Below are 9,587 nucleotides of genomic sequence, written 5' to 3' on the forward strand. Positions count from 1 at the left end.
CGCTTCGACCCCCTGACCTTGGAGGCGCAATGTCCTTTCGCACGTCACTGGTGGCGGTGGCCGTACTGACCCTGACCCTGGGGTTGACCACGGCTCCCGCCCAGGCGGCCTACGAATATCCCTTCCGAGATCCCGCGCTGCCGCTTACCCAGCGGATCGACGACCTGCTCGGCCGGTTGACCCTGGCCGAGAAGGTCTCCTGGCTCCACCAGTACCAGCCCGCGGTGGACCGGTTGGGCATCGGCCTGTTCAAGACCGGCACCGAGGCGCTGCACGGCGTCGCGTGGTCCACCGACATCGACAACGGCGGCGCCGTCGTGACCGCGGAGGGAACCGTCTTCCCCCAGGCCGTGGGCCTGGCCAGCACCTGGGACCCGGACCTGATCAAGCGGGTCGGCTCCGCCGTCGGCGACGAGGCCCGGGGCTACCACGCGAGCAATCCCCGGCTCTGGGGCCTGCAGCTCTGGGCTCCGGTGGTCAACCTGCTCCGCGACCCGCGCTGGGGCCGCAACGAGGAGGGCTACTCCGAGGACCCGCTGCTCACCGGGGCGATCTCCACCGCGTACGGCTCGGGCATCCAGGGCGACGACCCCGACCATCTCAGGGCGGCCCCGGTGCTCAAGCACTTCCTGGCCAACAACAACGAGGTCCGGCGGGACACCACCTCCTCCAGCCTGCGCCCACGCGTCCTCAACGAATATGACGTCCCGGCTTTCAGAACCGCCATCGCGGCCGACGCGGCCACCGGCGTCATGACGGCCTACAACCGGATCAACGGGCGGCCCGCCACGGTCACCGACCTCAACTCCTCCGTCGGGACCTGGACCGACAGGCCCCTGTTCAACGTCTCCGACGCCGGAGGCCCGAACAACCTCACCGGCTCGCAGGCCTACTACGCCACCCAGGCCGAGGCCGCCGCCGCGATGATCAAGGCGGGCGTCGAGAGCTTCACGGTGGACGACGCCAACGGCGCCCCGACGGTGAGCTCGGTCAACGCGGCACTGTCGCAGGGCCTTCTCACCCCGGCCGACATCGACGGGGCCGTCCGCAAGATTCTGAGCATCCGGTTCCGGCTGGGTGAGTTCGACCCGGACGGCGGGCCGTACGGGAAGATCACCAAGGCCGCGGTCAACACCCCCGCGCACCAGAAGCTCGCCCGGCAGACCGCGGCGGAGGCGGCGGTGCTGCTCAAGAACGCGAACAAGACCCTGCCCCTCAAACCGTCGAAGAAGGTCGCGGTGGTGGGGCCGCTGGCCAAGACCCTCTACACCGACTGGTACTCGGGCAAGCTGCCCTACCGGGTCACCCCGCTCGACGGCATCAAGGAGCGGGCCGCCACCGTCGACACCGAGGGCGTCGACCGGATCGCGCTCAAGGCCGACGGCAGATATCTCACCGCGGGCATCGGCGCGGGCGCAGACCTCAAGCTGTCGGCGACCGCGGCGGGCGCGACCGAGCAGTTCGACGTCTTCGACTGGGGCCAGGGCATCGTCACCCTGCGCAGCGTCGCCAACGGCAAGTACGTCAGCCGGGCGAACTGGTCCACCCTGGTCAACAACCAGGACCAGCCCACCGGCTGGTTCGTGCAGGAACAGTTCAAGCTTGAGGCGCAGGCCGACGGGACGACGCTCCTGAGGTACGCCGGATACGAGACCGCCTACGACTGGTTCGGCCCGGACACCTACGTCAGGGCGGCGGCCGACGGCACGCTCAGCCTGACGACGGCCGCCGGCGCCACCCGCTTCACCAAGGAGACCGTACGCAGCGGGATCGACGAGGCCGTCGTGGCGGCGAAGAGCGCCGACGTGGCGGTGGTCGTGGTCGGCAGCATGCCGTTCATCAACGGCCGCGAGGACCACGACCGGACGGACACCAACCTCGCCGCAGGTCAGGAGGCGCTGGTCGAGGCGGTCCGCAAGGCCAACCCGAACACCGTCGTGGTGCTGGAGAACAGCTACCCGACGACCGTCGACCGGCTCCAGGAGAAGGTGCCGGCGATCCTGTGGACCACCCACGCCGGAGCCGAGACCGGCCACGCCCTGGCCGACATCCTGTACGGCGACGTCAACCCGGCCGGCCGTCTCACCCAGACCTGGCCCAGGGGCGGAACCACGCTGCCCGACATCCTCGACTACGACATCATCAAGACCGGCTCGACCTACCTGTACGGCAAGGACACCCCCCTCTACGCCTTCGGCCACGGCCTGAGCTACACCACCTTCGGCTACCAGGGACTGAAGGCCGTCGCGAAGGGCGACGGCTACGAGGTGAGCGTCCGCGTGACCAACACCGGTTCCGTGGCGGGCGACGAGGTCGTCCAGCTCTACACCCACCAGCAGACGTCACGGGTGAAGCAGCCGGTCAAGCAGCTCCGCGGCTTCCAGCGGGTGCACCTCGCGCCGGGCGGGTCGAAGGTCGTACGGCTCTCGCTCAGGACCGCGGACCTGGCCCTGTGGGACGTGACCCGGGGCCGCTTCGCGGTGGAGCCGTCCACCCACGACATCCTGGTCGGCTCCTCCTCGGACAGGATCCGCCAGCGCGCGACCGTACGGGTGAACGGCGAGCGGATCCCCGACCGCGACCTGACCAGGGTCACCCGGGCGGCCGACTTCGACGACTACTCGGGGGTCGAGCTGGTCGACGAGACCAAGGTCCGCGGTGACGCGGTCGGAGGCTCGGCGGGCGAGTGGATCGCGTTCGAGGACGTGGACCTCGGCAGGGGTGTGACCGGCCTCAGGGCGGGCGTCGCCGCGACCGCCGCCTCCTCCGTCGAGGTCCGCCTCGACTCCCCGACCGGCAGGGTCGTCGCCACGGTCCCGGTGATCGCCACCGGCGGCGTCTACCAGTGGGCCACGGCCACCGCCCCGGTCTCCGGGGCCGCCGGCAAGCACGACCTCTACCTGGTCTTCAAGGGCGCCCTGCGCCTCAAGGACCTGGCCTTCACCCGCTGATCCCCTTCCGTACGGCTCGCGCCACGTGGGTGGCGGGGCGCGCGCCGTACGGAAGGTTCGCGGGACCTCGTCGGCAAGGGGCGGGGACCCCGCCGCCGACCCGGGTCATCGGCGGTCGGCGCCGGTAAGGGAGGCGGTCTGGATCGGAAGGCCGAACCAGGTGCGCAGGGCCTGCCGCAGCGCGTCCGCCCCGCTGGAAGCGTCCGGGGCGGCGGCCCACGCGACGTACCCGTCCGGGCGGATCAGTACGGCGTCCGCGGGACGGTCCTCGCAGGTCGCGGTGACCACGTCCACGCGATCCGCCCAATCCGAGGCCGCCTCCACCAGATCGGCCCGGCCGGCCAGGTCCAGCAGGATCGGCCTGGCCGCGTGCATGAGGCCGGCGACCCTGGTCGGCCCGGTTTCGGTGCTCAGGGCGAGATCCGGCATCCAGCCGCCGGTGATCGGGTGCGCGGGGCCGTCGGAGCGCATGTCGTAGCGGACGTCCGCCCCGGACATGAGGTTCGAGACGCGCCGCACGTTGCTCTGATCGCCCAGCAACTCGGTGAACACCTCGCGCAGCGCGGTGATGTTCGGGCCGGGTGACAGCAGGGCGGTCTGCGCGCGACTGCTCATGATCACCCTTTCCGCGGCCGGACGCCGCTCGCTCTGGTAGGTGTCCAGCAGGCCCTCCGGCGCCCAGCCGTTGACGTCGGCCGCCAGCTTCCACGCCAGGTTGATCACGTCCTGCATGCCCAGGTTCAGCCCCGGGCCGCCCACCCCGGACTGGACGTGCGCGGCGTCGCCGACCAGGAACACGCGCCCCTGCCGGTACCGGTCGGCCAGCCGTGAGTTGATGCCGTCCGTGTTCCTCACCGGCGGGGGTCCCTGGCCGTCGGCCGAGTCGCTCATCGGCACGTCGGCGCCGAGGACCCGGTTGACGGCCTCGCGCAGGTCCTCGACCGGTGTGAACGCACGGTCCTCGACCGGCGGCCGGTCCCACTCGAAGACGGCGACCCGATAGACCCCCGGCTGGAACATCCCATAGGAGAAGACGCCGTTCTCCGTACGGGTGAAGGTCGCCGGCCAGAGCCGTCCCAGGCCGGGCACCTCCAGCTCGCCGGTCCCCGGGACGGCCACCGGCGGGTGGATCGTGACCTGCCCGCTGAGCCCGACGAAGCTCTTGTCGGTGATGCCGGGAAACCCGATGCCGGCCTGCTTGCGAATGGCGCTGTGCCCGCCGTCGGCGCCGACCAGGAATCCGGCCGTCAGCCGGTAGGAGCCGTCCGGCCCTCGCACGTCGACGGTGACGCCTTCGGCGTCCTGGCGCAGCGCCGTCACCTCGTGCCCGCGCCGGATCTCCACCCCCAGCTCGTGCGCGCGCTGTTCGAGCAGCTCCTCCATGCGATATTGCGGGACGGGCAGTGCGTACAGCGCGTTGCCGTCCCACGCGGACATGTCCAGGAACAGAGCCCCGAACTGGAAGTAGGGGATCGGCGTCGGCGGCTCCGTTCTCCGGCTGAACCGCTCGTACAGACCGCGGTAGTCCAGCACCTGCACGACGCGGCCGACCAGGCCGTTGGCCTTGGGTGACGTATTCCGCTCCGGCAGGCGCTCCAGCACGACGGGACGCACGCCGGCCAGCGCGAGCTCGCACGCCATCAGCAGCCCGTTGGGGCCGCCGCCGACGATGACGACATCGGTGGTCTTCATGGCTCTCCTTGCTCGTTCCACTCGGATGGGGGCATGGCGAACAGGACCAGGTATCGGGGACGGTGCGGGTGAAGGGGCTCCCGCCGGAACGGCGTGCCCGAATACTTGGACTGCTTGTTCTAACTAATATTTGGTATTGTTAGACTCATGAGTCCAGAAAGTCAAGTGCCCGCCCGCCGACCCGGCCGCCCGGCGAAGCGGCATTTGATCGTCGACGCCGCCAAGCGGGTGTTCCTGCGGCACGGCTACGTCGACGCGAGCATCGAGATGATCGCCGCCGAGGCCGGTGCGTCGAAACAGACGATCTACAACCACTTCGAGGGCAAGGAACAGCTGTTCGCGGCCGTCGTCCAGGCGGTCCAGCAGAGTGCGATCGCGGCCTCCGAGACCGCGTTCGCCGGGGAGTTCGAGGGCACGGGCGACATCGACCGGGACCTTCGCGCGGTCTTCCGCCTGATAGTGCGCCTGAACCTGAGCGGGGACGTCGCCGCGTTCCGCCGTCTGGTCTTCATCGAGCAGATGCGCCATCCCGAGCTGATGGAGAAGTGGACGCAGGCGCGACCCGCCTTCGAACTCTCCATCAGGGAGGAGGTCGAGCAGCAGGTCCGGCTCGGCGTCCTCGACGTGGACAACCTGGATCTGGCGGTCCACCAGCTCATCCTGCTGGTGTTCAACGAGGCGATCAGCCAGTCCCGGTACGGCCTGCGCGAGCTCTCCGGCGAGGAGATCGCCAAGATCATCGACGACGGCGTCGACATGTGGCTGCGCTGCTACCGGACCCGCTGATCGCGACGACGCCCGCCGGGCCGGCACGCCCAACCGAACGAATCGAGCTCCGTGCCCGGCCTCCCATCGCCGAGGCGTTTTTGCGCGATGACTTTTACGGAAGCTATGGTGAACTGAACGTTCAGTTCAGTTCAGAGGGGACCATGACCCAGGCGGTCCGAATCGGGGATGCGGCCAAGGCCGCCCAGGTCGGGGCACTCTGAGACTTCGGGGGGAGAAAAGCATGAGCGTCTGGTTTGTCACAGGGGCCTCGCGAGGGCTCGGTGCGGAGATCGTCCGAGAGGCGCTGTCGCGCGACCAGCAGGTCGTCGCCGCGGTGCGCGACGCCGAGGCGGCCAGGAAGGAGTTCCAGGACGCCGGAGGCGAGCTCCTCGTCGTCACCCTGGACGTCACCGACGAGCGCCAGGCCCACGAGGCCGTGGCGCAGGCCGTAGAGCGCTTCGGCAGGATCGACGTGCTGGTCAACAACGCGGGGCGCGGTCTGCTCGGGGCCGTCGAGGAGGCGTCCGACTCCGCGGTCCGCGCGGTCTTCGACGTCAACGTCTTCGGGCTGCTGAACGTGAACCGCGCCGTGCTGCCGGTGCTGCGCGGGCAGCGTTCGGGATACGTCATCAACATCGGCTCCGTCGGCGGGTTCACGCAGGGGCCGGGCCTGGGCATCTACGGCGCCACCAAGTTCGCGATCGAAGGCCTGTCGGAGTCCATGCGGATCGAGCTCGCCCCGCTGGGCGTGTCGGTCACCGTCGTGGAGCCCGGAGCCTTCCGGACCGACTTCCTGGACGATTCCAGCCTGCGGGCCGCGGAGGACGTCATCGACGACTATGCCAAGACCGCGGGCGCGATACGCGACGGCGTGGGCGCGCGCAACCACACGCAGCCGGGCGACCCCGCCAAGGCGGCGGCGGTGATCGTCAATCTGGCCTCGGTTCCCGAACCCCCGCTGCGCATCCAGCTCGGGGCGGACGCGGTCGCCCGGGTCGAGGCGAAAATACAGTTCGTGCAGTACGAGCTGGACATGTGGCGAGAGGCGTCGGTCTCGACGAACTACGGCAACGGCGCCCCGGATGCGTGATGCCGAGTCGGGCGGGCTCGATCAGGTGGGCTGGACGGCCCCGATGAAGGCGGTCCGGTCCACCCGGCCGCGCAGCCTCCGGGCACAGAAGTCCGTGCTGGCGGCGGCTCGCGAGCTGCTCGCCGAGGGCGGTCTGCCCGCCGCGACCGTCGACGCGATCAGCGCGCGGTCGGGCGTCAGCAAGGCGACCATCTACAAGCACTGGCCCAGCCGCATCGCCGTCGCGGCCGAGGCGTTCGGCGCGGAGATGGGCGACGCCGTTCCGTTGCCGGACACCGGCAACGCCCTGGAGGACCTGTCCGAGCAGGTCCGCAGGGTCAGCGACTTCTATCGGAGCCCGTCCGGGGTGATCTTCGCGCAGCTGCTCGCGGCCTGCGTGACCGATCCCGAGGGATCCCGATACTTCCGGGAGTTCTTCCTGGCCAGCCGGAGGGAGTCCATCGGCCGGCTCTGGCGGCGCGCGATCGAGCGGGGTGAGGTGGACGCCGGGATCGACGTCGAGACGGCGACCGACATCCTCTTCGGCCCGCTGGTCTTCCGCCTGCTCAGCGGCCACGCGCCGCTCGTCGGGGCGGAGGCCGACGCCCTCTCCGCGGCCGCGCTGAACGGACTCCTGGCGAAGAGCCCGCCGCATCGAGATCAACGTGCGACGGGCTCGGCGGGCCTCGTTCCGGGCACCGAGGGCTAGGACGCCCACTCCGTCGCCGGCGAATCCGCGAAGTCGGTGGAGAACGCGAGGTCCTTGGACGCTTCCAGCTCCTCGATGCGACCGGTCAGCGCGGCGTGCACGGACTGGTAGGCGTCGCTGCCGAGGGTGAGCCGGCGAGGAGCCGGCGAGACGTCGACCGAGGCGAGAATGGCGTCGGCGATCCTGTCCGGGTCGCCGGGTCCGTTGGCGGTGATGCCGGCCGGGGCTTCGATGTACTGGCGCATCTGCCCGACGGGGGTGTCCGCGTAGGCGTCGAGAGCCGGGGCGACATCCAGGGAGTGCCCGAATTCGGTCCGGGCGACTCCGGGCTCGACCAGCGTGATCCCGATGCCGAACGGGGCGACCTCCAGGATGACGGACTCGAAGAACCCTTCGATGCCCCACTTCGTCGCATGGTAGAGGTTGCCGCCCGGGAAGACCGCCTGGCCGCCCGCGCTGGACAGCTGCACGATCCGGCCACCGCCCTGCGCGCGCAGGTGCGGCAGCACCGCGCGGGTGAGCTGCACCGGCGCGAGGAGGTTGGTGGCGATCTGCGCCTCGATGGCCTCGTCGGTGAACTCCTCGGCCGCGCCGTACGTCCCATAGCCGGCGTTCGACACGATCACGTCGATCCGGCCGTGGTCGGCGAACGCCTTCTCGACGACGGCTCGCAGGGTCGCGGTGTCGGTGACGTCCAGCGCGGCCGTCCACAGACGGTCGCCGTGCTTCCCGGCGAGATCGGACAGGCGCTCCGGCTTCCGGGCGGTGGCGGCGACGCGGTCACCGCGCTCAAGCAGCCGCTCGGTCATCGCGCGACCGAAGCCGGACGAGGCGCCGGTGATGAACCAGGTTCTGGTGCTCATGTCTTCCCCCTGAACATATTTAATCCAACCAGATGGTTTTTTTAGTGTAGCCCGCAGGCCGACAAATTTAAACCAGACGGTTGGATCGGTATCCCGGGGTATGTCCTGCCGGGCATCGATGAGCGGCCAACAGGGCCATGGGGCCCGAGTCCCGCGTTCAGGTGGGTGGCCGGAGGGCGAAATCGAACCAGCCGCGGTATCGAGGGAGGCGAAGGACCGCCCTAGCTTTTGGCGAGGGTGTCGTCGAGGAAGTCCAGTGACCTCTGCACCAGGGTCAGCATGTCGTTCACTCCCCTGAACACGTGCCCGGCGCCTTCCACGGGCACCAGGTCCGCGCGGACGCCCACGGCGCGGAGGGCGGCGGCGAGGTTCTCGCTCTCCGTGTAGGGGATGGTGGAGTCGGCGGTGCCGTGCATGAGCAGGAACGGCGGCGCCTGGTCGTGCACCTGCCTGACCGGGCTGGCCCAGAATGCCGGCTCCGGCTTCTGGGACGCCGTCCCGCCCAGCAGCCACACGCCCGGATCATCGGGGTCCGACCGCGTCTCGTCCATGCAGTCGGAGGGGCCATACCAGTCCACGACCGCCTGGACGCGGGCCACGTCCTGCCTGTCGCCCAGCCCCGCGAGAGCCGCCAGCATGCCACCGGCGGACTCGCCCCAGGCCGCGAACCGGTCCGGATCCAGGTGCAGCTCTCCGGCGAAGGTGCGCAGCCACGCGATCGCGGCCCGCACGTCGTGCAACTGCGCGGGGAAGACGGCCTCCCGGGACAGCCGGTAGTCGATCTCGGCCACGGCGTATCCCCGTGCCAGCAGGTGCTCGTGGAAGCCGACCGGCTCAAGGGTGTCGGGCAGGCTGGTGCGGCTGCCCTCGCGGAAGGCTCCGCCGTGTATCCATGCGACCAGCGGCCACGGCCGATCGGCCGTGGCCGCCGGTGGCACGTACAGGTCCATGTGCAGGGGGCGGTAGCCGGACACCCGTGCCACCGCGATGTTGGCGTAGTGCCGGACGCCGTCGGCCGAGATGGCCGGCAGGGGCGGCCGGTCGTAGCGAGTGGGGTCGTCCCCGTAGACGCCGATGCGGGTCCGCGGAATGGGAACGACGATCTGATCCGTGTTCACGAGTGCTTTTCGCTCCTTGACCGAATAAGAAGTGATCTTCTAGGGCCGGGTCCGGCTGCCAGCCGTTCGGCAGAGCCGCCGCGAAGCTCCGGACCGAGCGCTCGAGCCGTTCCCCCCGCCTTGACCGACCACGTGCCGCCTTGACCGACCACGTGCCGCCTTGACCGACCACGTGCCGCCTTGACCGACCACGTGCCGCCTTGACCGACCACGTGCCGGACCGGCCGCCTCGACCGATCACCTGCCGGACCGGGACGCCGTCGAACAGCGCGAGCGGCGTATGCCCGAGAAAGCCCGCGTCGAGTGCGGCCAGATCCCGGCGATCAGAGACGTCACGTGATTATGCCAGCGGAAATGACGTTGGATCGGCGTATTTGTTATCTGCGTATATCCGCTTGTGCACGGCGAACGGCGTCA

Annotated in this window: 7 protein-coding genes; 4 read left to right on the top strand and 3 right to left on the bottom strand. The window is 70.0% G+C overall.

The annotated features are described in order from the left end of the window. Window positions 1–29: 29 nt before the first annotated feature. Window positions 30–2,951: a glycoside hydrolase family 3 protein gene (locus CHC08_RS34305; RefSeq protein WP_089211535.1), complete on the top strand. Its 2,922-nt coding sequence runs from the start codon at window positions 30–32 to the stop codon at window positions 2,949–2,951. A gap of 105 nt (window positions 2,952–3,056) precedes the next feature. Here CHC08_RS34305 and CHC08_RS34310 read toward each other — a convergent pair whose 3' ends face one another. After that, entirely contained in the window at window positions 3,057–4,643 is a 1,587-nt protein-coding gene (locus tag CHC08_RS34310; protein ID WP_089211536.1) for an FAD-dependent monooxygenase, read from the bottom strand. A gap of 147 nt (window positions 4,644–4,790) precedes the next feature. Between CHC08_RS34310 and CHC08_RS34315 the strand changes: the two genes are divergently transcribed. The 3 genes from CHC08_RS34315 (at window position 4,791) to CHC08_RS34330 (ending at window position 7,189) form a co-directional block, all read left to right on the top strand. Next, window positions 4,791–5,429: a TetR/AcrR family transcriptional regulator gene (locus tag CHC08_RS34315; protein WP_089211537.1), complete on the top strand. Its 639-nt coding sequence runs from the start codon at window positions 4,791–4,793 to the stop codon at window positions 5,427–5,429. A 223-nt stretch (window positions 5,430–5,652) separates the two neighbouring features. After that, a complete protein-coding gene (locus CHC08_RS34325) occupies window positions 5,653–6,501 on the top strand; it encodes an oxidoreductase (protein ID WP_089211539.1) in 849 nt (282 codons plus the stop codon). Beyond that, window positions 6,494–7,189, top strand: a complete 696-nt coding sequence (locus tag CHC08_RS34330; RefSeq protein WP_218825624.1) for a TetR/AcrR family transcriptional regulator — start codon at window positions 6,494–6,496, stop codon at window positions 7,187–7,189. The genes CHC08_RS34325 and CHC08_RS34330 overlap by 8 nt, the downstream gene beginning before the upstream one ends. Here the strand turns inward: CHC08_RS34330 and CHC08_RS34335 are convergent. Both CHC08_RS34335 and CHC08_RS34340 read right to left on the bottom strand, forming a co-directional pair. Beyond that, complete coding sequence (locus CHC08_RS34335; RefSeq protein WP_089211540.1) at window positions 7,186–8,052, bottom strand: SDR family oxidoreductase; 867 nt, start codon at window positions 8,050–8,052, stop codon at window positions 7,186–7,188. The genes CHC08_RS34330 and CHC08_RS34335 overlap by 4 nt on opposite strands. 221 nt (window positions 8,053–8,273) lie before the next feature. Further along, a complete protein-coding gene (locus CHC08_RS34340; RefSeq protein ID WP_218825625.1) occupies window positions 8,274–9,170 on the bottom strand; it encodes an alpha/beta hydrolase in 897 nt (298 codons plus the stop codon). Window positions 9,171–9,587: the final 417 nt, after the last annotated feature.

The sequence above is a fragment of the Streptosporangium subroseum genome, from assembly GCF_900188345.1.
Classification (GTDB): domain Bacteria; phylum Actinomycetota; class Actinomycetes; order Streptosporangiales; family Streptosporangiaceae; genus Streptosporangium; species Streptosporangium subroseum.

Excerpts from the sequence above, each read along its gene's own strand:
- CHC08_RS34325 (WP_089211539.1), top strand. The coding sequence starts at position 5,653 with ATGAGCGTCTGGTTTGTCACAGGGGCCTCGCGAGGGCTCGGTGCGGAG.
- CHC08_RS34330 (WP_218825624.1), top strand. The coding sequence starts at position 6,494 with ATGCGTGATGCCGAGTCGGGCGGGCTCGATCAGGTGGGCTGGACGGCC.
- CHC08_RS34310 (WP_089211536.1), bottom strand. The coding sequence starts at position 4,643 with ATGAAGACCACCGATGTCGTCATCGTCGGCGGCGGCCCCAACGGGCTG.
- CHC08_RS34305 (WP_089211535.1), top strand. The coding sequence starts at position 30 with ATGTCCTTTCGCACGTCACTGGTGGCGGTGGCCGTACTGACCCTGACC.
- CHC08_RS34315 (WP_089211537.1), top strand. The coding sequence starts at position 4,791 with ATGAGTCCAGAAAGTCAAGTGCCCGCCCGCCGACCCGGCCGCCCGGCG.
- CHC08_RS34335 (WP_089211540.1), bottom strand. The coding sequence starts at position 8,052 with ATGAGCACCAGAACCTGGTTCATCACCGGCGCCTCGTCCGGCTTCGGT.